Consider the following 23,083-nt stretch of genomic DNA (forward strand, 5'->3'; position numbering starts at 1 on the left):
GATCAGAAGAGCTGCCCGGCCGACATCGCGAGGTGCTCGACGATCGGCCCGAGCGCGAGCGCGGGAAAGAAGGTGAGGGCGCCGACGATGAGGATCACGGCGACCAGGAGCACCACGAACAGCGGGGTGGTGACGGGGAAAGTCCCGGGGCCCTCCGGCGCCGGTGCCTGCGCGGCCAGGTGGCCAGCCAGCGCGAGCATCGGCACGATGAGCGCAAACCGACCGACGAGCATGGCCAGCCCAAGCAGCGTGTTGTAGTACGTCGTCGAACCGGTGAGCCCGGCAAACGCACTTCCGTTGTTGCCTGCCGCCGACGAGAAGGCGTACAGCACCTCGCTCAACCCGTGCGGCCCCTGGTTGCTGAGGCCTGCCAGCCCCGGCGCAACGACGACGGAAAGCGCGGTGAGGATCAGGATCGTCGCGGGAAACGCAAGGATGTAGAGCATCGCCATCTGCACCTCACGGGCCCGGATCTTCTTGCCCAGGTATTCGGGTGTCCGCCCGACCATGAGTCCGGCGAGAAAGACCGTGAGCACCACCATGATGAGCATGCCGTAGAGCCCCGAGCCCACGCCGCCGAAGATCAGCTCGCCCAGCTGCATGTTCACCATCGGCGCGAGCCCGCCGATCGGGGTGAACGAGTCATGCATCGCGTTGACGGCGCCGCACGACGCGTCGGTGGTCACCGTGGCAAACAGCGCCGAGGCGGCGACGCCGAAGCGGACCTCCTTGCCCTCCATGTTGCCGCCCGGGTTCGATGCCGTGGCGACGACGTCGATGCCCCGGGCCGCGTGGATGGGATTCCCGCGCGCCTCGGCCCACCACGTCGTGGTCACGCCGGCCATGAACAGGGCGAACATTGCCGCCCACAACGCCCAGCCGTGGGCCTGCCGGCGCACCATGCGACCGAGCATCCACGTCATGGCCGACGGAATGGCAAAGATCGCCAGCATCTGCCAATAGTTGGACCAGGGTGTTGGGTTTTCGAACGGGTGCGCAGAATTGGCGTTGAAGAACCCGCCGCCGTTGGTGCCCAGCAACTTGATCGACTCCTGCGATGCCACCGGTCCCATGGGGAGGACCTGGCGGGCACCTTCGAGCGTCGTGAGGTCGAGGTACCCGGCGAAGTTCTGAAGCGCACCCTGCTGCACGAAGACGAGCGCGAGGACGAGCGACAGCGGCAACAGCACGTACAGCGTGCCGCGCACGGTGTCGACCCAGAAGTTGCCAATGGTGGGTCGAGCCGCGGAGGCCTGGACGGCCGCGCGCGGGTTGCCCGCGATGGCGCGCACGAATGCGACCGCTGCCGCCATGCCAACGGCCGCCGAGACGAAGTTGTGAAAGGCGAGCTGCGTCATCTGCGACCAGTACGACATGGTCGACTCACCGGCGTACGACTGCCAGTTGGTGTTGGTCGTGAACGACGCCGCCGTTTCGAACGCCTGGCGAGGAGGTAGCGCCGGAAACCCCTGGGGGTTGAGCGGCATCCAGTGCTGCCACCGGAGCATCACATAGGTGAGCAGCATCGATGCGGCGCTGAACACCAGGAGCGATGCCGCGTACCGCGTCCAGTGCTGCCGCTCGTCGGGGTCGATCCCGGCAACGCGATAGATCACGCGCTCGACGGGCGCGAGCCAGCGCGTCGTGCCGTCGTAGACGCGCACGAGATACCACCCCAGGGGCTTCGTGAGCGCGAGGAGTGCGACGGCGAAAAGGGCGATTTGCGCCCAGCCATTGGCGGTCATCAGAATCGCTCCGGTCGCAGCAGCGAGTAGACCAGGTACGCCATGAGGGCTATCGCGATGGCGATGCCCGTGGCCGATTCGGCGTTCATGCTCCGCGCTCCTCCCGCGGCGGCGTGTCGCCGCCAGACGTCTGGCAGGCACGCGCATACGCGAGCATGAGGGCGAAGAAGCCGACCGTTCCTGCGAGGTAGGCGAGGTCCAGCATATCCATCCGTGAGGGTGACGGACGGAGAGTGCACGCGCGGCGGCCAGGGCCGCACAAAGGACGCGTGAAGGCGCGTTAAGAAGTCGTAAAGACGGCTCGCCTCGCGCCCGTCGGGCCCCGCAAGGATCGGCTCGTCCTGGGCATCGCTCCGCGGCGCCCGACGCGACCTACAGACCAGCGACGGGCAACGTCACCTCGAACACGCTGCCGCCCGCATCGCGCGGCCGATAGCGAACCGACCCGCCCTGCGCTTCGGCAAAGCCGCGCGCGATCGCGAGGCCAAGGCCCGCACTGCCGGCATCCGGTCGCGAACCTGCGGGACGATAGAGCGGCGCGAAAATGCGATCCACCTCGTCGGGCGGAATGCCCGGACCGCGATCACCGACCTCGATCACCACGTACCCGTCATCGCGCCGCGCGACCAGGTCGATCAGTGTCCCGGTCGGCGCGTATTTGTGCGCGTTTTCGAGCAGGTTGACGATGATGCGCACCGATTGCACGGGATCGAACCTGCCGAGCAACAGCGGATCACCGGCCTCCATCCGAACCTGAATGCGACGATCGGCGAACGCGCCTTCGACCTGCTGCAGCGCAGCTGCCAGGAGATCTTCCACCGGGACCACCTCGGGATGCACGCGCACACCACCGGCCGTGAGGCGCGAGACGTCGAGCAGGTCGCTCACGAATCGATTGAGCCGCGCGGCCTCCTGGGCGATGATCTCCGATCGCTCATCGCCCAGCGTACCAAGGTCGTGTGCGAGCGCGCTGATGGTGGTGAGCGGGGTCCGAAGATCGTGCGAGACGGACGCGAGCACCGCGTTCTTGAGCCGATCCGCCTCACGAAGCGCCTCGACATGCTCCGACGCACCTTCGAGCCGCCATCGATCGGCGCCGAGTGCGATGTAGTAATGGAGCGCACCCAGCACGCGGCGCAGCTCCGGCGTGACGATCCGGGGCGTCGGCAGGTCGAACGTTACCGAGCCGATCCCGCGCTCGTGCGAGGAGAGCGGCAGCGCGATCCTGACGATCGTGCATCCGTCGAGGGGATGTCCGGCATCGGCCAGTGCGAGCGGAAAGAGTCGCGAGGCATCGTCCGGGAGTGTGGCGACACCCGTGCCGCGATCAGCGGCCATCGTCAGGGGCTCGGCAGAGCCGCTGCCTCCAACGACGCGCAGCGCCGGCGCGCCCGCATCGATTCCGTTGACGACGACGGTGCAGCGATCCGCCTCCAGGATGACGCGCGCGCCTTCGGCGAGTGACTGCAACGCGCCCTCGGCGCGCGGCGCCCGCATCGCCTCCGTGCCGACGGTGGCCAGCGACGACACCTCGCGCGTGCGCGCACGAGCTTCTTCCGCTTCACGCTGCACCCGGTGAAAGAGGTGAGACGCCACGATGCTCGTGACGAGAAAGCTCGCCAGCACGAACCAGTCGAGCGGCTCGGCGATGATCAGCGTGCCGTACGGCGGAAGGAAGAACCAGTTGAACGTCAGGAACGCGAGCGAAGCCGACAGCAGTCCGATACGCCGACCTCCATCGGCTGACGCGATGAGCACCGCGAGCAGGTAGGCCAGCGTCACATGCGCCTTGTCGAGCCGCTCGCGCAGGGGAAGCATGAGCAGCGTCACACCAACGATGACGGCCGCGTGCAGGGCCATGCGGGAGCGGATCTGCATGGGCGGTGTGCGCTCAGGGGACGAAGCGGTAGCCAACGCCCAGCTCCGTGACCAGGTGACGCGGGCGCACGGGATCCTCCTCGAGCTTGCGACGAAGGTGCGCCAGGTGTACGCGCAGGTGCGCCTGCGCGTCGCCGAACTCCCGGCCCTTCCATACGGTCGCAAACAGGTGCTGGTGCGTGAACACACGGCCCGCGTGCGTCGCCAGGACGACGAGCAGCTCCCACTCGGTGGGCGTGAGGTGCACGGCCGTCCCGTTGCGCGTGACGGTGCGGGCACCAACGTCGATGGTGAGAGCGCCGGCCGTCACGACGGCCGAAGCGGCCGGATTGCCCTGGCGTGTGCGCCGGAGGAGCGCGCGCGCGCGGGCAAGCAGTTCGGGCGGACGGAACGGCTTGGTCACGTAGTCGTCGGCGCCGGCGTCGAGCGCCTCGACGGTCGACTCTTCCTGGTGCCGCGCGGTCAGGACGAGCACGGGCACGTCGCTCCACGCTCGAATGCGGCGACACACCTCGACGCCGTCCATGTCTGGCAGCCCCAGGTCGAGGACGACCAGCGCCGGCGCCACCGCCGCGGCGAGGTCGATCGCCTCGGCGCCGGTTGCCGCCTCGAGCGTCGTGTCTGTGATCGAGGCGAGCGCGCGCCCGACGGCCCGGCGGATCTGCGGCTCATCGTCGACGATGAGCAGGGGAGGCGCGTGTGATTTCACCGTGCGGTCCTGACCTGCCGAATGACATGGTGGTCCTGAAGCTGCGGTGTGATGGTCGAGCGGAGGTCCATGATTCGGGTTGGGCGTCAGAACAAGGTGCGCGCGGCACAAAGGTGATGCCCGCGTGAACCGTACGCGAGCCGTGTCATGACGCGGCCACCCTGCCTTGGGTGAGCACGGGCCGTGAAGGATGACCCTCCCAACGGCACCCACGCCGCTGCTCGCAGGAGGTCGTGGTCGCGCTCCTCGTGCACGGCATCTCGGACGGATCGCACGCGCGAGCGTCCTGTCGTTGCCGGCGCAGCATCGAGCCCGCGGAGGGCGCAGATGCCTGCAACCCCGTCATTGCGCCTGAGAACCCTCTCATCACGAGTGCCTGGCCCGCACGTCAAACTGCCTGCTGCTGGACAACGGTTGCTCCTGTCCGCAGTTTGACGCCGTGGGCCGCGGCCACCCGGTCAGCGGCACGGACGGTATCCGAGAGGAGGCGAGGGCGGGCAATGGTGATGGTGGCTCGATGGGCAGTGGCAGCGAGCGTGTGTACGGCGATCCCTGGCTGATCGCATGTCGCGTATCCTCCACGTGTTGAACGACCTGGACGTCGGCGGCGTCCAGACCTGGCTGCGGCAGGCCCTGCCGCTCGCGCACCAGCGCGGCTGGCAGCTCGACGTCGCGGTGACCATGCGTGGGCGCGGCGACCTGGCGCCGGAGTTCGCGCGAGAAGGCGCCCGGATCTTCGAGTGCCCCGGTCCGTCGCGACCGTTCGAGTTCCTGCACACGCTCACTGACGTCCTGCGCCGCGAAGGCCCGTTCGAGGTCGTCCACAGCCACTTCGATCCGGTGGCGCTGCCGCTGATCGCCGCGCGCCGAGCCGACGTGCCGGTTCGCGTCGCGCACAGCCATCGCGGCTGCCGCGAACTGCGCACGATGCCCGGCCCCGTCCGCCGCCTCGCCGCACCGTTCCTGCAGCGGCTCATCGACCGACACGCCACCCTCAAGGTGGCGTGCAGCGATACTGCGGCCGTGGCGGTATTCGGGAAGGACGCCGAAGCCTCCGGCCAGGTGCATCGCTTCAGGCTTGGGCTGGACCTCGACCGCCTGTCAGACTCCGGCAGCCGCTACCCGGCCGGCATGACGACGGGCTCGCCAACCATCCTCCATGTCGGGCGGCTGAGCCACGAGAAGAACCACCGATTCCTGCTGCGCATCTTTGGTGAAATCCGCGCACGCTGGCCGGGTGCGCGCCTGTGGATCGTTGGCGACGGCCCGATGGCGGGCCTGCTGCAGGCGACCGTCGATTCCATGGGCCTGGCCGGCGCGGTCGAGTTCCTGGGCGTGCGCCAGGACCTCGGCGTGATCTATCGCGCGGCCGACGTGTTCGTGATGCCCTCGCGCGTGGAAGGCCTGCCACTGGCCGCGATCGAAGCCCAGGCGACCGGACTGCCCTGTGTGTTCTCGTCCACCATCACGCGCGAAGTGACGATCTGCCGCGACCTCGTGCGCTGGCTCGACCTCGAGACGCCCGCGGACGCGTGGGCCGATGCGGTGCTCGGCATGTTGGGTCGCCCCCGCCGCGATCGCCGAGCGCAGGTGGTGGAGGCCGGGTTTGGTATGGTGAGCAGCATGGCGGCGCTCGCGCGGATCTATCGGACCGCGGCAGGACGCGGTCGCGCATCCGCGTAGCCCGCCACGCGCGCGCCGGCCGCTCCGCGCGCGTGTCGGGGAATCGCCTTCACGCTCGTGGGGCCTGCCCCGCACGCACGGCAAGCGACCCGGTGCCAGTTTTCAGGTGCCGCAGGCGTCGTGACGGCTCAGGCGACACGCGGCGATCACTCCCCCGCTCGGCGACTGCCCAGGAGGCCCGGATGACGGCGCGCAAGCGACGAACGAACGACACGACGCCAACGGACGACACGCTCGTCATCGAATCGATGAACCGCCAGGAGTGCCTGCAACTCCTGTCTCGTCACCACGTGGGCCGGCTCGCATTCGCATTCCGCAATCGCGTCGACATCAGGCCAATCAGTTACATCCACCAACGGGGGTGGATCTACGGACGGACGTCGGCAGGTACAAAGTTCCGCCTGATCGCGCACAGCCCCTGGGTGGCCTTCGAAGTCGATGAGATCAAGGGCATGCTCTCGTGGGAGAGCGTGGTCGTCCACGGCGGCTTCTACGTGCTCAACCCGAACGGGAGCGACCTGGATCGCCAGACGTGGCGAAGGGCCCGCGCGGCCGTGCGCCGACTGTTCCCGGCGTCATGGACTCCGGACGACCCGGTCCCGTCGCGCACCATCCTGTTCCGAATTCACATCGACGAGATCAGCGGACGGCGGGCACGCGCAGCGTCGACGAAGTCCGCGACGAGAGCGCCCACTCGGAAACGGAAGCGCACCACCTGATGCGCTCCCGGCGCTTCCAACAGGTGATTTCAGTTGCTGCCTGGCGACGTCGGAGTGCCTGTGTTCACTCCGTCAGCAGCTGACCGTGTGCTGGTGCCATGCGCGCAGTGAAGTGACGCAACACGGGAGGCGCCTCCACGATGCGCACCCCGCGAATGCGTGGTGCCAATGCCGCCACGTGGCGCACGACCTCGGCGACGTAGTCCACGTGACTCTGGGTGTAGACGCGGCGCGGAAACGCCAGGCGCACGAGCTCCTGTGGCGCGAAGCGCTCCTGCCCGTCAGGCTGCGCGCCAAACATGACAGACCCGATCTCCGCCGCGCGGATGCCACCCTCGACGTAAAGCACGAGCGACAAGGCCCACGCGGGAAACTCGCGTTGCGGCACGTGCGGCAGCAGTCGCGCCGCGTCGAGGTAGAGCGCGTGGCCGCCCGGAGGGCGCACGATCGGCACGCCGGCGGCTGACAGGTTCTCACCCAGGTACTCGATCGAACGGATGCGATACCGCAGGTAGTCCTCGTCGAGCGCTTCGTAGAGGCCGACCGCGATCGCCTCCAGATCATAGCCCGCCAGCCCGCCATAAGTCGGGAATCCCTCGGTGAGCACCAGCCGGCTCCGGCACCGAAAGGCCAACTCGGGGTCGTTCATCGCCAGGAAACCGCCGATGTTCACCATGCCGTCCTTCTTTGCGCTCATGGTGCAACCGTCGGCCAGCGAGAACATCTCCTCGGCGATGGCGAGCGGAGTGCGATCGCCCTGCCCGGGCTCGCGCGTCTTGATGAACCACGCGTTCTCGGCAAAGCGGCAGGCGTCGATGAACAGCGGGATGCCGTGCCGCCGGCAGACCTCGCTCACCGCCCGCACGTTCTCGAGGCTGACCGGCTGACCGCCCTCGGCGTTGTTCGTGACCGTGATCATCACGAGCGGCACGTTGCCCTGGTTCGCGCGGAGCGCCGCTTCGAGTGCGGCGACGTCCATGTTGCCCTTGAACGGGTGCAGCGATGAAGGGTCGTGCGCCTCGGGTATGGGCAGATCGAGCGCGACGCCGCCACAGTCCTGCACGTTGGCACGCGTGGTATCAAAGTGCGTGTTGTTCGGCACCACGGCGCCGGGGCGCACCGTGGTCGAAAACAGGATGTGCTCTGCAGCGCGACCCTGGTGGGTGGGGATCACCTGCGAGTAGCCCGTGATGCCGCGCACCGATCGTTCGAACGCTGCGAAGGAGCGCGCACCGGCGTAGGACTCGTCGCCGCGCATCATGCCCGACCACTGGTACACCGACATCGCCCCGGTCCCGGAGTCGGTGAGCAGGTCGATGAGGACGTCTTCGGCCTTCAGCAGGAAGACGTTGTAGTCCGCCGCGGTGATCGCGGCCACGCGCTCGCTGCGGGTCGTTTGGCGAATGGGCTCGACCGTCTTGATGCGGAACGGCTCGATGATCGTGCGGAACGTCATGACGCGCTCCGGGCCTCGAGGCCGGCCGCCGCGTCCGCGCCGCGGCTCGCCGTCACCAGTGCGCCCACGGGCTCGAACCTCGCCTGGAAGAAGCGGAGCAGCTCGGGTTCGTACGTGAAACGCAGGCCCTGCACCTGGTCGCGCATCTCATGCACGGCCACGACCGCCTCGGCGGTGACGTCCATGTGGGCCTGCGTATACACGCGCCGCGGTATGGTGAGGCGCACGAGTTCCAGTCGCGGGTATCGGTTCTCGCCCGTCGTGGCATCGCGTCCCGCCGAGACCGCGCCGCGTTCCATGCTCCGGATGCCCGACTCCACGTAGAGCGCCGCGGCCAGGGCCTGCGCGGGGAGCTGCTCGCGCGGCACGTGGGGCAACATGGCCGCCGCATCCAGGAAGATGGCGTGGCCGCCGAACGGCCTGACGATCGGGATCCCGGCGTCGGCGAGGAGGTCACCGAGGTAGTGCACCTGTCCGATGCGGCTCCGGATGTGCTCCTCGTCCACCGACTCCTCGATGCCGATGGCCATCGCTTCCATGTCCCGCCCGGCCAGTCCGCCGTAGCTGTGGAGTCCTTCGTACACGACGACGAGGTTGCGCGCCTGCTCGGCCAGGTGGTCGTCGCGAAGGCCGAGCCATCCGCCGATGTTCACGAGGCTGTCCTTCTTGCCCGACATGGTGGCGCCGTCGGACAGCGCGCACAGGTCGAGCAGGATATCGGCGATCGATCGCGCCCGCTGGCCGGCTTCGTTCTGCTGAATGAACCAGGCGTTCTCCACGGCGCGCGTGGCGTCGAGGATCACGCGGATACCGTGTTCGCGCGTGTAGTCGCGCACCGCGCGAAGGTTGGCGAGGCTGATCGGCTGCCCGCCGGCCAGGTTCACGGTGGCCGCAATCGTGATGTAGGGGATGCGGGCCGCGCCGACGTCCTGCACCAGGCGGTCGAACTTCGCGAGGTCGATGTTGCCCTTGAACGGGAACTCGGACGCCGGATCGTGGGCCTCGTCGATGATGACGTCGTGAAACGTGCCGCCGGCGAGTTCCTGGTGCGCGCGCGTGGTCGTGAAGTACATGTTCCCGGGCACGTGGTCCCCGGGCTTGATGAGGATCTTCGAGAGGATGTGTTCAGCGCCGCGTCCCTGGTGGGTCGGGATCACGTGCTGATACCCGTAGTACCTCCGCACCGCGCTCTCGAGGCTGAAGAAGTTGCGCGAGCCCGCGTAGGCCTCATCGCCCATCATCATCGCCGACCATTGCCGATCGGACATCGCACTGGTGCCCGAGTCGGTGAGCAGGTCGATGTACACGTCTTCGGATCGGAGAAGGAACGTATTGTATCCGGCCTCCCGGATCGCGCGTTCCCGTTCGGCGCGCGTGGTCATGCGCAAGCGCTCGACGACCTTCACCTTCCAGGGTTCAGCCCAGCTGCGATGTGGCATGTGTGACGTCGTCTCCGATCGGGGGCGTAAGGGTGGGACGTACCGTAGCGCTTGGAGCCGAGGGACTGCCGTCAGGGAGTTGCCGACGACGCGTCGGGGAATCGGCGATGCGTTCGGACTCGCGGGCGAGGTATGATCGACCGATGCGCGATTCCTCAGGCGAGGCTGGCACCACCGTGCCTCGCATCATCCAGGGCGGAATGGGCGTGGGTGTCTCCAGCTGGACGCTTGCCCGCGCCGTCGCCCGGCTCGGCCAGCTCGGGGTCGTATCGGGCACGGCCATCGACACCGTGCTCGTGCGCAGGCTGCAGGACGGCGATCCCGGTGGACACGTCCGCCGCGCGATGGCCGCGTTCCCGATTCCCGGTGTGAGCGAGGGCGTGCTCCGGCGCTACTTCCACCCCGAGGGGCGCGCGCCCGGCACGCCGTACAAGGCGCTGCCGATGTACAAGCAGGTGGTGAGCGCGGCGCGCCAGCAGGTCACCATGCTTGCGAGCTTCGTCGAAGTCTGGCTCGCCAAGGAAGGCCACGCCGGGTCCGTTGGCATCAACCTGCTGACCAAGGTGCAGATGCCCAACCTCGCCTCCCTGTACGGGGCGATGCTGGCGGGGGTCGACTTCGTGCTGATGGGCGCGGGCATCCCGCGGGAGATTCCCGGCGCGCTCGATGCACTCGCCGACCACCGGCCGGCATCCATCCGATTCGACGTCGAAGGTCTTCCGTCTGAAGCGATCGAATGGCTGTCGTTCGATCCGGGCGCGCACTGGACGGACCCGGGCGCGCCGCTGATGCGTCCGCAGTTCGTGGCAATCGTTTCCGCGCATTCGCTCGCGATCACGCTGGCGCGCAAGGCGACCGGTCGCGTCGACGGCTTTGTCGTGGAAGGGCCAACAGCCGGTGGTCACAACGCACCGCCGCGGGGCGAGTTGCGACTCAACGAGCAAGGCGAACCGATCTACGGCGAGCGGGACGTCGTGGATCTCGTGAAGCTCCGCGACCTGGGCGTGCCCTTCTGGATCGCCGGCGGCGCCGGTTCGCCCGATGCCCTGCAACGCGCGCTCCAGGCGGGGGCGGCGGGCATTCAGGTGGGCACGCTGTTTGCCTTTTGCCAGGAGTCTGGGGTGACGCCGGAACTGCGAGCCCGAGTACTCGCCGGCGTGCAGGATGGCAGTGCGCGCGTCCGCACGGATCCGCGCGCGTCACCCACCGGCTATCCGTTCAAGGTCGTCGAGGTGGGCGACGACTCGTGGCATGAAGGTCGGCGCGAACGCGTGTGCGACCTCGGATATCTGCGGACAGCCTACATGTCCGAAGCAGGCAGGATCGGCTACCGCTGCTCCGCCGAGCCGGTGGACGCCTACGTGAAGAAGGGTGGCGATGCGGCCGATACCGTCGGGCGGCGCTGTCTCTGCAACGGCCTGACCGCCACGATCGGTTACGGCCAGCGGCGTGACGCGGGTGACGAAGAGCCACTCGTCACGAGCGGCGACGACCTGCTCGCACTCGGCAGGTTCCTCGGGCCGCGCTCGCAATACTCCGCATCAGACGTCGTCGCCTGGCTGCTCGGCGAACCGGCGTAGCGACGCCAGGAGGGCCGCGCAGCGCCGACACGCGCCCGCTGGCCGGCAGTCTCGGCAGGGATGGCAGCGCGCCGGTGTGCGTGGAGGAGGCGGGTCGCAGCGGCGGAGCGGACCGTTCGATGAAGGGCGCACGTGGCCGAACGCCGTAAGCCGTCGCAGTATTGTGGCGTGGCGCCGGGCGAGCCGGCCGCCGCGCCACCCCATGACCCGTGACGCATGTTGGGCGCAGCCATACAGGTTCGACAGTCCCTGGCGGGGACCTTCTGGTCAAGGGCAGCAACCGATGGCCGCGAGGCGCTGCCGTTCGACGCGCTGACGCGCCTGCGATTCGACAGCGACGCACGCTTCTCGCGTATGGCGTGCCTGGTGTTGCTGCTGCCGACGATCTGGTTCGCGACGGCCGATCCGCTGCTCGCGCGGGGCGATGCTGAGACGTTTGCCATACGCGGCGTTCTGCGCCTCGCGCTGGTCGCGGCACTCATTGCCGGCGCCGTCCTCATTCCACTCAGCCGCACGCGCAGGTCCTACGAGGCGCGCGTGCTCGGCGTAACGCTGGCGTGCGTCACGTGCATCGTGGCCCTCAATGCCCTGCGGCCGCTGGATGCCGGCGTGCCGCTCCGGACGCCGCTGCTCTGGCTCTTTGCGTTGTATGTGGGTTTCCCGACCAGGCCGTCGCGACAGTTCGTCGCGCCGGTCGCGCTCACGGCGGGCCTCGTCGCGATCCCGTCGTTCTGGAGCGCCGGCGCGCAGCACGATTCAGTGGCCGGCAACGTCCTGATCCTGCTGACGCTGAACGTCCTCGGCATGCTGCTGGTGCGGCAGCGCCATCGTCTTGCGGGCCGGGAGGCGGCGTGGGAGGCGGCCAGCCAGCGCCAGGTGCGGGAGGAGCGCGCCCAACGAGATCTGCGCACGCTCAAGGGCATCATTCCCATCTGCGCGTTCTGCAAGATGGTGCACGCCGAGGACGGCGACTGGCAGCAGGTCGAGGTGTACGTTCGCGCGCGCAGCGACGCCGAGTTTTCGCACGGCGTGTGCCCCACGTGTTTTTCGCTTCACTACCCTGGCCACGGGACGCCGCCCGGCTGATCATGCGACGGGCCGGTCGATCCCAGCGCCCCTTCGGAGGGGCGCGAATGGTGATCCGAAGGTAGGGCACACGGCGGCTGACCTGTCTGATACGGTGGATGCCCAACCGGAGGAAGCGAGGTGCGGTACGCAGCGCTTTTCCTGCTTGGCGCCACGGCGTGTCACGTGGCCGCGGAGCCCGTGGACGCGCCGAGCGAGTTGCGACCGGAGATGGTTACCGGTACTGCCGCCGCTCGGCTCGGGGCTGACGGCCGGTTCAGGTTTCCGTCGCCGTTTCTCATCGCAGGCCAAATGACGCTGGCCACGGCCCGCGAGCAAACCCTGCAGTTCGCGAAATACATGACCAACCGCGTCCTCCTGCGCGGCATTCCCGAGGGGCAGCGCGGCCGTTGGATCGACCCGCACCTGCTCGTAAGCTGTGCGGATGCGTGGTTCGTGCATTCCCAGATTCGATTGCTGGAGCTGGACACCTTCCCGGCGCCTGTGGCGACTGTGGTTCGGCAGATGCACGGCCCGCATTGGCTCCTTCCGCTGTGCAATGACAAGGGCATCGCCGAGATGACGGTCGAAGTGGCCATCGACGACAATGACGTCGTGTTCCGCGACAACCGACCTGTACGCACGGACACGTTCGACCTCCTTGCCGCCTATGCGCCGGCCGGCGTACCTGACACGTGGTCTGCTGCGCTGCCGATCAGTGCAGAGCAGGCCGCGCGCTTCGCCTGGGACCGCACCGGCGTACCCGTGGCGGAAGTTCCCGAGCTGTTCGCTCGGGGCGCAGTGGAATTCGAAGGTGGCGCGTTTTCGCATCGGATGCGAACCGGTGCAGCCCGCGGCTGCAATCGGTGGCGCGTGGTACTGGCGCGAGAAGTCCTGTTCGTCGGCAAGGCATCCGGCGCGCGCGTCAGGTCACGGGAGGCATGGGTCGGTACCCGCGAGTGCGCATTCCTCGATCGCGTGCCCGTGCTGCAGGTGGCGCTGCCCCTGCAGCCCGGCGCTAGCTGGATTGCGTATGCAGCGACGCGGGTTCCCATCGCGTTCGTGTCACCGATATTCTTCGAGGAGGCGCTCGAAGAGTAGATGAACAGCAGCGTAGCCATCGGCCCCCCGCAGCGGGTCACAACCAGCGGAACAACATGGACCAGGCATCACCGAGCGCGCTGAAGGCGATCCTCGATGCGTTCAATGCCCACGACCTCGACGCCATCATGGCGTTCTTCGCGGACGACTGCACGTTCGACATGCCGCGGGGGCCCGAGCCACACGGGGCGCGCTCGATCGGCAAGGCGGCCGTGCGCGTCGCGATCGCGTCGCGCCTCGAGGGCATTCCTGACGTGCATTTCGGCGATGACCGCCATTGGGTCGCCGGCAACCAGGGCGTCTCGGAATGGTTGCTGACCGGGACGACGCGCGACGGACGAGCGATCCGCGTGCGGGGCTGCGACCTCTGGGAGTTCCGCAACGGCAAGGTCACGCGCAAGGACTCCTACTGGAAGATCGTGGAGGCGACCGCCTAACGCGGTGCGCCTCCCCCCGCTCCATGTGCTGCGTGCTATGGCCCGGACGGCTTTGGCTTGGCCTTGCGTCCGGTGCTCGAGCCCTTGTCTGAGCCGGAATCACCGCTGCCGGAGCCCGCACGACCGCGCGCGTCGCCCGATCGCTCGCCGCCCGAACGCGATGAGCCGTCGCGCCCCGAGACGTAGCCACGGCCCTTCACCACCTTGCCGTGTTCGTCGTCGTCCGAATCGGCCGGGCGCTGGACCACCACGATCGGGCGATTCCCCACATACCAGCCGTAGCCGCGGCCGTATCCGTACCCATAGGGATCGTAGCCGTATCCGTACCCATAGCCGTCATCGTACCAGTCGGCGCCATTCCCCTCACCACGCACATCGCCGCGCACGTCGGGGGCCGCGTCACCGAGCCGCGTGCGATCGAGGGCAAACTGCGCGGGATAGGAGAGCGCGACCATCACATCGATCACCGACGGAGCCACGCGGGCCTTTTCGAGCGCACGCAGGCCGTTGGCGTCCAGCGTGAACCCCTGCCCACGCTCGGCGAGCCACGTCTGAAGCACCCCTACCTCGAGATAGCGTGCGGCCTCGATCACGTCCGCGGGCTGGAGGCGGCCCGATGCCGCGATTCGCGACCCTGCCGCGAGGGGCGATCGCTGTCGCAGCGCGAGGGCAACGTCGGCAGGCAGCCGGGCCAATGACGGCGCCGGGCGATACCTCGACGCCTTCACGCCGACGTTGGTGCCAAAGGCCACGCCGCGCACGTCAATCCACTCGCCGATCGCCGACATCGCCATCACACTGTTCACGAGGCGACGCTGCCCGCCACACTCCATCGACGTGCGGACGTAGACGCGAACGCCCGTCGCGTGAAGATCTTCGACGCCGGTGCACGCGCCGTCCTGCACGCGCCGACCCGAACCGACCTGGAGCTGCTGACGCCCAGTGACGCTGTCGCCAGCGATGGAGACAAGCTCGACGGCACCCCCGTCGGCTGATGGAACAACACACACGCGTGTGCCATCCGTCGACATCTGTGATGCGCGTGGCACGAGATCCCAGCAGCCGATCCAGGGATCCCACGGCGAAACGCTGTTCTGCGCCGCCACGGGGACCGCGATGGCGAACGCTGTGAGGGCAACGACGCGACGAGCGATGCGGTGCGGCATGGTGTGGTCCTCGTCAAAACCTGAAGAAGAACCCGATCGACGCGTCATACCCCGAAAGGTCGATCTTGTTGAACGTGCTGAAGTCATCTCGCAATGGCGCCCGCGCCCACAGGTAGCGACCTTCGACGGACATCCCGACCCGGGGCGTCAGCGAGATGTCCGTCCCGCCGAACGCGGTTCCGCCAAGCGCCCACCCCTTGGAGATAAACTTGTCCGCGAAAATGTCGAGGGTCTCGGTGTCCACGAATTCGCCTTCCTGACTCCACCGGTACCACACGGGCCCCGCGCCACCGCCAACATATGGGACGAGCCGCGACGGGATCCAGGCAAAGCGGCCCACCGAGTGGCCCGGTGATGTCAGCGAGATCCGCCCCGTTGCCATGAGAGCAGTGCGATGGAGGCTGGTCGTTTGCAGGATCGGAAGGTCGTCTTCGCCCTCGAATCGTCGCGACTCGGAGTCGGCGCTGCGACCGGAGTACGAAACGGCCAGGCCTGCCTCGACACGCGGAGTGACGCGGACCGATGCCGCTGCCGAAAACGCGCCTCCCGCAAAGTCACCGCGCCGCAGGGTCAGTTCGTCGGTGACAAACTCGAACACGTCGCTCCGCGCTCGGGGCTGCGCGAAACCGGCCGTGAACGCCAGCCGCACGCTCGGTACGCGGAAGAGAAAGCCGTCACCAGATCCGAGCTGTGCGCACAGGGTGGCCGGCGCAAGCAACAACACGCCGGCAAGCAGGCGGCCAGCGATCGTCGCGTTCAGCACGGTGGACAGGGAGCGCACCCTCCTGCGTACCCTCGCTGACCGGAAAGGTGCGCCCCATACCCGCTCGAGGTCGTGTAGCGCATCTCTGACGCGCTTCGGCACCGACTTCGTTCAGGTCCTGACCACCTGAGCAGAGACGTTGCACGGCGTTCCATGATCTCCTGGTCGGACAGCGACCGAGTACCGAAGGAAACCCTGCAACGATTCGCCCTCCGGGCCGTCGGGGCACTCGTGCGTGCTGTCACTGAGCCCGCTGATGGATCGATGCGCCCCGTCGCGCGGCTCCGCCCACGATTCGGGCTGCCGATTCAGCCCGGGTCGCTCGCCAGGAGACAGCGCCAGTCGAGCGCTTCCTCGAGACCGTCCACGAGGAACGTCGCCTCGAACGCCCCGTCGGCCACGACATGCAGTGTGTCTGCACCCCGGAGTTGGCGCACGAACGCTGTGGCGTCGTCGGGCTCGACGATCGCGTTCGCTGACCGGACGCGCCACGTGTCGGGCGTCTCCCGGCTCGCGTCGAGCTGCCACCAGACGTTGGCGCGATCGTCCGAGCGCGGTTCGAACGTGCCCGGTGTCGCCACCAGGGCCGCGCTCACCTGTCCGTGGTCGCACCGCACCACGAGATCGACGGGCACCGAAGGCGAGGCCGTCGCGCTTCGCATGGCAGCGTCGATGGAGATCTCGCCGTCCGATCGCGAGATCGCGGCGGTCACACGCCAATGCGGCGGCTCGGCCGGCGGAATGCTCGCCGGCTGGGCCGCACGGGCGTCGACGTCCGCGGGCCGGAGGCAGCCCGACGCCGCGATCACGACCCCCAGCAGTGTCCTGGTCTGCATCTCGCTCCTCGTCAGGCGTTGACACCCCGCTCCGGCTCCCACGGCACCACGTGCGCGCCAACCGATGATCGGCGACGAGCCGTCAATACCTACAACGAAAGTCACACTCGCGGCTGCAACCTGGATCACGTTTGCAGGCCCTTTGCCGTGGTCGAGTTCGTTAGGCGACGCCAATGCACACCCGCCGAACCTGGCGCGGTCCCTCGCGCCCGCCCGACGGACATGGACATGAACGACAAGGGGTGACGGGCCACCAGCCCCGTCACCCCTTGGGTTCGTCTCCCCGCGTACCCTGCCTGACGAGGCGCGCTCAGCACTCCGCGCGGTCAGGCAGTTCGCTCACGCGACCCGACGCTCCTTCGTTGCTGAGGCGCTCGTCGGCCTGCCGAGCTGCGCACACGTGATGCAATGCCGGGTGGCCGGCATCACCTGCAATCGCCCGTACGGGATCGGCGACTCGCAGCGCAGGCAGAGCCCGTATTCACCGACCGCCATGCGCTGCAGTGCCGCGCGCAAGTCGTCGTGTTCCGGCGTCAGGTTCCCCTCCGCCACGGAGCGCTCCGCGCGCGCGAACTCGCGGCGCAGCTCATGGTGCAGGTCGTCGAGCTGGGACCTGGAGAGTCGGGACGTGCTGGCAAGTCTAGGCATAAATCCCCCGTAGCTTCTGCACCGCGGCCACACGCCCGATCCCGAGCATGTACGCTGCCGTGCGCATGGAAACGTTGTGCTGCTTCGCTATGTCCAGAACCTCCGCAAAGCCGCGCTGCATCACTTCTGCGAGCCGTTCGTTCACCACCGCCTCACTCCAGGCATACCCGGCGCGGTTCTGCACCCACTCGAAGTAGCTCACCGTTACGCCACCGGCATTCGCCAGAATGTCAGGAACCACGAACACGCCGTTCCGTTCGAGTACCGCATCAGCGGCCGCCGTGGTGGGCCCGTTGGCGCCCTCGGTCACGATCCGCGCGCGCACGTCCGCCGCATTGCGCGACGTGATCACGCTCTCGAGCGCCGCCGGTACGAGCACGTCCACCTCGAGCGTGAGCAGCTCATCGTTGCTGATCCGATCGCCGGCGGGAAATGCCGTGAGCGTCCCGTGCTGGCGCACCCACTGTTCTGCCGCCGTGATGTCGATGCCGCGTGCATCGTGAATCGCACCGGTGTAGTCGCTGATCGCGACGACGCGCGCGCCCGCTTCGGCGAGCAAGCGGGCCGCCGCCGCACCCACCTTGCCGAAACCCTGCACGGCCACCGTCGCGCCACGCATCGGGATCCCCAGATGTTGCAGAGCCGACTCGGTGGCGAACAGCACCCCACGACCCGTGGCGGCACCGCGACCGAGCGAACCGCCGAGGGCAATCGGCTTGCCGGTGACGACCGCGTTCGCCGTGTGCCCCATGTGCATCGAATACGTGTCGAGGATCCAGGCCATCACCTGCTCGTTGGTGCCCACGTCCGAGGCCGGTACGTCGGACTCGGGGCCGAAGGTCTTGATGAGACTGGCCGTGTAGCGACGCGTGATCCGTTCGAGTTCGCGCGTGGAGAGCGTGCGCGGATCGCAGAGCACGCCGCCCTTGGCTCCACCAAACGGCAAGTCCACGACGGCGCACTTCCAGGTCATCCACGATGCCAGCGCGCGGACCTCATCGGGCGTGACGCCAAGGTCGTATCGGATGCCGCCCTTCCCCGGACCGCGCAGCGTGTTGTGCACCACGCGGTAGCCGGTGAAGACCTCGATGCGACCGTCGTCCATCTCCACGGGCAGCGCCACCGTCACCTCGCGCTCGGGTTGGCGAAGGATGCGGTCGATGCCGGGATCGAGCTCGAGCGCCGCGGCCGCGCGCTCGTATCGCGCGAGCATCGCGTGCATGGGATTGGTCTCGAGGGTGAAATCCGTCGAGGTCGTCGTCTCAGATGGTGTCAGGAGGGTCGAAGTCATGCGGCCGGCTCCGGTGTCTGATGGCGTAGGGCGTGGGTGGTCGTGTGCATGCGTTGCGCAAGCTCGAGCTGCAGGGCGTGCCAGGTGTCAGCGGGCATGTGGTACTCGAACCCGAGGCCGTCGGGCGATGGCTGCGGCGACGTGGGGTGATGCGTGTCGTCCAGGGTGCGTGGACCGGCCCAGTCTCGCGCCACGGCTGCGGCGGCGTTCCTGGCCATCGTCGCCGAGTCGGTGTCCGGGAAACCCGTCAACGAGATCTTGCCGGGGACGATCGTCCCCACCACGCGATCTCCGTCCGAGAGGGTCCAGCCAGTGGGTCTTCGTGGTACGCGGCGCAGGTATGACATGTCCAGCAGCGCTCCGGCCTTGGGATGAGGAAAGCCGGGGGCGGATGAAGAACCGCCCCACGGCACGTTGTGTTGTGTGTGGGGCGGTCTCCGGTGACGTGGAGTCACCGAGGGGACGAGTCAGTCGCTGCTGCTATCCGCCAAGTGACGGGCGTGAGAAGCGACGAATCCCCTGGGAAGACCGCGCCAGGGAGCGCAAGTCAGACACCCTGGACTTGGCGACCGCGACGTGTGGTCTCGACGAGGCCGTGGCCAGGCTCTGTGACGCTCGGCCGGTCCAGTGGCGCGCGCTGGTTTCGGGCACGCGCGAGGGCGCGGTGCCAGGAAACGGCAGAATAGTGCTGAAGCGCCCCAAGCTCGTCATGGGTTCAAATGTAGTCCGAAAACGGCTGAAGTCAACGCGCTGGCGAGCCATGGCCGACTACGGCCTCCCTCTCGCAAGCGGGCTCACCGGTGCCCGTCGAGCGACCCTGGCCGGGCCTCACGCGTTGCGCGTGGGTCACGCAGCCTCTCTACCCAACGAATGCAGGGAGTCCGCCTCGACTCTCCGGTGACTCGTGCGCCCAGCGAATGACCGACATGCAGTCCTCGCGCCCAACGGCGTAGGGACTGAAGCGTTGGGGCGACGCCGAGAGCAGGGCCAGCAAGAGTGTCTCCGTAGACGCGACCTTCCTGGCGGACGCGCGTTTCGGCCAGAGATGGATCGCCTCTTCGTGCGCCGCGCGAAGCCAGGTCTCTCCCTCATGTGTCCACGGACGCACGGCGTCGATGGCCGTCGGGCTCTCGCTGCTCTCGCCCAACTCCTGCTCCATCTCCGCCGCCAGGCCCTGCAGTGGCACGCCGCGAGCCAGCAAGTACTGGGCGGCAAGGCTCCCGCCTTCCCTAAGGAGCGCGAGCAGCAGGTGTGCCGAGGAAATGTCGCGCTGGCCTCGCGCTTCCGCGATCGCATACGCCCCGTCGAAAACCCTGTGAAGCCGCGTCGTTACATGGGATCGGAGGATCATCGCGAGACCCCTCTGCTGGTTGGCGACCAGACGCATGCGAGCTGGATGAATGAAGACCGACACGCCCGGGTCAGGTCGCTGGATCGTACAACGCCAGGAACTCTTCGGCCACCCTGTGGCGACCTGGTCGCATGCTGACGCACGATGTCCGGATTGGCTTCGTCGAACTCCACGACCGTGAAGAGGACCGGTACCCTGATTTCGGGGAGGAATGGCTTGGCATCATCCTCCTTGAGGATGCCGGTGATAGTGAATTCGCTCGGGCCCTGCATGTACCTGTAGATGTCCTGGATCACCGTCGACATCACACTGTCGAGGTCGGCCTGCACCGGAGCACGCCAGACATAGCGGGAATAGAACTCTCCCAGGGCCGCCTGGTAGGCCGGCGTGTGGCGCTCCCGTCGACCGGCCACGTCGGGGACTGACAGTAGATCATCCCCAAGGCACCCCACTGGGCGATCAGCTCAACGCTGGTGCGTTCCGCCGCCCCCTGTGGCGACTTGGCCGACTGGTGCCGGGGATGGCCGGAGCCTACTATTGCGCTGCGCACGACGGGCACCGCACCAGGCCGGTTCGCCCGACACCCCACCGGCTCCAGTTCCGGGCTGCTCCCACAGCTCGAGCAGGAGCCCGCTGCCACCTGCGTCATCAGGACGGATCCGCTGCAGTCTGTTGGTCAGCCTTTCGCGCCACAGAACCACCTCCGCGTCGTGCGGTGGTTGGTATGGGGCTACGTGGCGGCGTACCTGGTGTGGGCCACGGCAATGATTCTGGGATACGTCAGCCGCGGCATCGTCAACGACCTGGTGTTCATGCCGCTCTACGTGGCGCCAGCCGGGGCAGCCTTCGTCGCTGGGTGGCGATCGCGCCATGACGCCCGCCTCACCCGCGGCTGGTGGCTGTTCGGAATCGCGTGGACGGTTTCCGGCCTTGGTACCCTGCTCTGGGTCGTGTACGACGCACTACCGCTCGCGATCATCGAACGCAGCGCATGGGCGATGTACAACCTCTACTTCCCGGCCACAGTCGCCGCGCTCTGGTTTCTCCTCCCGTGGCCCGCGACCTCGGCGGGTCGAGCCAAGCTGCTTCTCAATGGCCTGATGGTCGTCGTGACGACGGCCACGCTCGCGTGGTATTCGGTGATCCGTTACAGCCACCTCGAAGCGTTCCAGGTGGGCATCCTCAGTCGGGTTGGGATCCTGTTTCCCGGTGAACTGGCGGTGGTGTTCGGCGCTGCGATGCTCATGTCCCGACCCACCGGCGGCCTTGCCACATGGCCAGCGCTCCTCGCCTCGGGGACCATCTTTGCGTCCATTGCCGACATCGCCTACGACCACAGCAACCTCGTGGGAACGCCGGGGAGCGGAGCCGTCGGAGACATGCTCCTCGCCCTCGCGGGTGGCCTGGTCGCCGCTGCGGCGCTCGGAGTCCCGGAGACAACGACGCACGAGGGCAGGGGCCGACCGGTCGCCGTCGACACCGGCCTCACGGTTCTGCCCTACGTGGCGACGGCGATCGTTGCCGTGCTGCTCATCGCGGAGTTCTGGCGACAGGACATCCAGGGCCCGATCTCCGGCCTGATCCTCGGCGGGTGCGGGCTCATGATGCTGGTCATCGCGCGACTGCACCTCGCACAACGCGAGTTCCTCGATGAGGCCACCGCGCGCGCCGCGCAGGGCGAACGCTTTCGCTCGCTCGTACAGCGGTCGTCCGACGCCATCCTGGTGATCTGCAACCACGGGATCATCCGCTATGCGAGCCCGGCCTTTACTCGGCTGGTCGGCGCCGCGGACGCCGCGGTGACCGGGCAACCGTTGCAGCAGTTCATCGATCCCGCCTACGTGAAGCAGCTCCTTGCGGGGAGCGGCACGTCACCAGGCAAGGCCGAGCGCTGGCAGGTGACCGCAGGCGCCGGCACACGTGAGGTGGACGCCGTCATGACTGACCTGCGCAGCGACCCGTCGGTCAACGGCGTCGTGGTCAACCTCCGCGACGTCACCGAGAGCGTTCAGCTCGAAGCGCAGTTGCGGCAGTCGCAGAAGCTCGAAGTCGTGGGCAAGCTGTCCAGCAGTATCGCGCACGACTTCAACAACCTGCTGTCGGTCGTGCTCGGAAATGCCAAGCTCGCGCAGCTCCTCGGTCCCGGGGATCGCACGGACGAGTGGGCGGCCGTGAGCCTGGCCGCCGAGCGAGGGGGCGCCCTGGCGCGCCAGCTTCTGGCCCTGAGCCGACCCACGCCCCTCCGCGCGCGCACGCTCGACCTGGTGGCCGAAGTGCGAGCAACGCAGAAGACGCTGCGTGCCGTGCTGCCATCGTCGCTGAGCGTGACGCTCGATGTTCCCGACGCGCCGGTGCTGGTGTCGCTCGACGATGTGCAGCTCGAGCAGGTACTGCTCAACCTTGCCATCAATGCGCGGGATGCGATGGGGGGCGAGGGTGAGCTGGCCATCGCGGTCGGCGTGCATTCGTCCGCGGACTTCGACGACGACGCTCACGCGCACGCACCGGCGGGCACGTGGTCGTTTGTCCGCCTCAGGGACACCGGTCGGGGCATGGATACCTCCACGCTTTCGCGTGCCTTCGAGCCCTTCTTCACCACCAAGGCGTCGGGGCTCGGCACTGGTCTTGGTCTCTCGACCGTGCGCGACATCGTCACGAGCGCCGGTGGCACGGTGACGCTCGCCTCCGAGGTGGAGAAGGGGACGACGGTGACCGTGTACCTGCCGCTCGCCACCATGAGTGATGTGGACGCCTCCTCGAGGCGCGAAGCGGCACCTGCGCGGGGCATGGGCCGCCTGCTCGTTGTGGACGACGAGCCGGCGCTCCGAAAGGTCTTTGCGAAGTACCTCACGCGACTCGGCTACGAAGTCTTTCAGGCAGAAGATGGCGTTGCCGCGCTGGAGCTGCTGGACACGCACCAATGGGCGGTGGACCTGGTGCTCACCGACCTCGTGATGCCGCGCATGGGCGGTGAAGCCCTGGTGGGTCGCATTCAGGACTCGGCGCCGCACCTTCCCGTCCTGTGCATGTCGGGGACTCCGGGAGCGGTGGGCAAGGGCAGCTCGCCCTGGTCCGCGGAGAAGGTCCTCACCAAGCCAGTCGCGCTCGACCTGTTGTCGACCCGCATCCGGGAAGCGCTCGCCGCGGCCCAGCCATCAGACCCCTTCGTGGTGCGCGCGCCTTCGCCCTCGGCGCTCTGAGCGGGGGCACGGTCTC

At 68.0% G+C, this 23,083-nt stretch carries 21 protein-coding genes; 7 read left to right on the forward strand and 14 right to left on the reverse strand.

What is annotated here, in order from left to right; genetic code table 11:
* Positions 1-2: 2 nt before the first annotated feature.
* The 4 genes from kdpA to IT361_04290 all read right to left on the reverse strand — a co-directional run bounded on the left by kdpA (position 3) and on the right by IT361_04290 (position 4,332).
* Positions 3-1,745, reverse strand: a complete 1,743-nt coding sequence (kdpA, locus tag IT361_04275) for a potassium-transporting ATPase subunit KdpA (protein ID MCC6316888.1) — start codon at positions 1,743-1,745, stop codon at positions 3-5.
* Entirely contained in the window at positions 1,745-1,834 is a 90-nt protein-coding gene (gene kdpF, locus IT361_04280) for a K(+)-transporting ATPase subunit F (protein MCC6316889.1), read from the reverse strand. The genes kdpA and kdpF overlap by 1 nt, the downstream gene beginning before the upstream one ends.
* Before the next feature lie 283 nt (positions 1,835-2,117).
* Positions 2,118-3,623: a DUF4118 domain-containing protein gene (locus tag IT361_04285; protein ID MCC6316890.1), complete on the reverse strand. Its 1,506-nt coding sequence runs from the start codon at positions 3,621-3,623 to the stop codon at positions 2,118-2,120.
* 13 nt (positions 3,624-3,636) lie between these two features.
* Positions 3,637-4,332: a response regulator transcription factor gene (locus tag IT361_04290; GenBank protein ID MCC6316891.1), complete on the reverse strand. Its 696-nt coding sequence runs from the start codon at positions 4,330-4,332 to the stop codon at positions 3,637-3,639.
* 564 nt (positions 4,333-4,896) lie between these two features.
* On the opposite strand from IT361_04290, the gene IT361_04295 reads away from it, so the two are divergent.
* Entirely contained in the window at positions 4,897-6,015 is a 1,119-nt protein-coding gene (locus IT361_04295) for a glycosyltransferase (GenBank protein MCC6316892.1), read from the forward strand.
* 182 nt (positions 6,016-6,197) lie between these two features.
* Positions 6,198-6,734 (forward strand): pyridoxamine 5'-phosphate oxidase family protein, encoded by a 537-nt coding sequence (locus tag IT361_04300; protein MCC6316893.1) that lies wholly within the window; start codon positions 6,198-6,200, stop codon positions 6,732-6,734.
* 64 nt (positions 6,735-6,798) lie between these two features.
* Here IT361_04300 and IT361_04305 read toward each other — a convergent pair whose 3' ends face one another.
* Both IT361_04305 and IT361_04310 read right to left on the reverse strand, forming a co-directional pair.
* Positions 6,799-8,190 carry a tryptophanase gene (locus IT361_04305; protein MCC6316894.1) on the reverse strand — a complete coding sequence of 464 codons (1,392 nt, stop codon included), beginning with the start codon at positions 8,188-8,190 and terminating at the stop codon, positions 6,799-6,801.
* Positions 8,187-9,629, reverse strand: coding sequence for a tyrosine phenol-lyase (locus tag IT361_04310; GenBank protein MCC6316895.1), 1,443 nt, complete (start codon positions 9,627-9,629; stop codon positions 8,187-8,189). Before IT361_04310 ends, IT361_04305 begins: the two co-directional genes overlap by 4 nt.
* A 200-nt stretch (positions 9,630-9,829) precedes the next feature.
* On the opposite strand from IT361_04310, the gene IT361_04315 reads away from it, so the two are divergent.
* The 4 genes from IT361_04315 to IT361_04330 all read left to right on the forward strand — a co-directional run bounded on the left by IT361_04315 (position 9,830) and on the right by IT361_04330 (position 13,812).
* Positions 9,830-11,209, forward strand: coding sequence for a nitronate monooxygenase (locus tag IT361_04315; GenBank protein ID MCC6316896.1), 1,380 nt, complete (start codon positions 9,830-9,832; stop codon positions 11,207-11,209).
* 216 nt (positions 11,210-11,425) lie between these two features.
* The gene (locus IT361_04320; GenBank protein ID MCC6316897.1) at positions 11,426-12,295 is read left to right on the forward strand and encodes a hypothetical protein; all 870 of its coding nucleotides are present in this window, start codon (positions 11,426-11,428) and stop codon (positions 12,293-12,295) included.
* 120 nt (positions 12,296-12,415) lie between these two features.
* Positions 12,416-13,375, forward strand: a complete 960-nt coding sequence (locus tag IT361_04325; protein ID MCC6316898.1) for a hypothetical protein — start codon at positions 12,416-12,418, stop codon at positions 13,373-13,375.
* 56 nt (positions 13,376-13,431) lie between these two features.
* A complete protein-coding gene (locus IT361_04330; GenBank protein MCC6316899.1) occupies positions 13,432-13,812 on the forward strand; it encodes a nuclear transport factor 2 family protein in 381 nt (126 codons plus the stop codon).
* 35 nt (positions 13,813-13,847) lie between these two features.
* Here IT361_04330 and IT361_04335 read toward each other — a convergent pair whose 3' ends face one another.
* The 8 genes from IT361_04335 to IT361_04370 form a co-directional block, all read right to left on the reverse strand.
* A complete protein-coding gene (locus IT361_04335) occupies positions 13,848-14,978 on the reverse strand; it encodes a hypothetical protein (protein ID MCC6316900.1) in 1,131 nt (376 codons plus the stop codon).
* Positions 14,979-14,991: 13 nt separating this feature from the next.
* Positions 14,992-15,759, reverse strand: coding sequence for a hypothetical protein (locus IT361_04340; GenBank protein MCC6316901.1), 768 nt, complete (start codon positions 15,757-15,759; stop codon positions 14,992-14,994).
* Between the two features lie 290 nt (positions 15,760-16,049).
* Positions 16,050-16,577, reverse strand: coding sequence for a hypothetical protein (locus tag IT361_04345; GenBank protein ID MCC6316902.1), 528 nt, complete (start codon positions 16,575-16,577; stop codon positions 16,050-16,052).
* A gap of 339 nt (positions 16,578-16,916) precedes the next feature.
* On the reverse strand, positions 16,917-17,225 hold the full coding sequence (locus IT361_04350; protein MCC6316903.1) for a TraR/DksA C4-type zinc finger protein: 309 nt from the start codon (positions 17,223-17,225) through the stop codon (positions 16,917-16,919).
* A complete protein-coding gene (locus IT361_04355; GenBank protein MCC6316904.1) occupies positions 17,218-18,516 on the reverse strand; it encodes a Glu/Leu/Phe/Val dehydrogenase in 1,299 nt (432 codons plus the stop codon). The genes IT361_04350 and IT361_04355 overlap by 8 nt, the downstream gene beginning before the upstream one ends.
* Complete coding sequence (locus IT361_04360; GenBank protein MCC6316905.1) at positions 18,513-18,863, reverse strand: hypothetical protein; 351 nt, start codon at positions 18,861-18,863, stop codon at positions 18,513-18,515. Before IT361_04360 ends, IT361_04355 begins: the two co-directional genes overlap by 4 nt.
* A gap of 512 nt (positions 18,864-19,375) precedes the next feature.
* Positions 19,376-19,867 (reverse strand): hypothetical protein, encoded by a 492-nt coding sequence (locus IT361_04365; protein ID MCC6316906.1) that lies wholly within the window; start codon positions 19,865-19,867, stop codon positions 19,376-19,378.
* The gene (locus IT361_04370; protein MCC6316907.1) at positions 19,864-20,280 is read right to left on the reverse strand and encodes a hypothetical protein; all 417 of its coding nucleotides are present in this window, start codon (positions 20,278-20,280) and stop codon (positions 19,864-19,866) included. The genes IT361_04365 and IT361_04370 overlap by 4 nt, the downstream gene beginning before the upstream one ends.
* Positions 20,281-20,577: 297 nt before the next feature.
* Between IT361_04370 and IT361_04375 the strand changes: the two genes are divergently transcribed.
* Positions 20,578-23,067 (forward strand): response regulator, encoded by a 2,490-nt coding sequence (locus IT361_04375; protein ID MCC6316908.1) that lies wholly within the window; start codon positions 20,578-20,580, stop codon positions 23,065-23,067.
* The last annotated feature ends 16 nt before the right edge of the window (positions 23,068-23,083 follow it).

It is taken from the genome of Gemmatimonadaceae bacterium, assembly GCA_020846935.1.
GTDB lineage: Bacteria > Gemmatimonadota > Gemmatimonadetes > Gemmatimonadales > Gemmatimonadaceae > RBC101.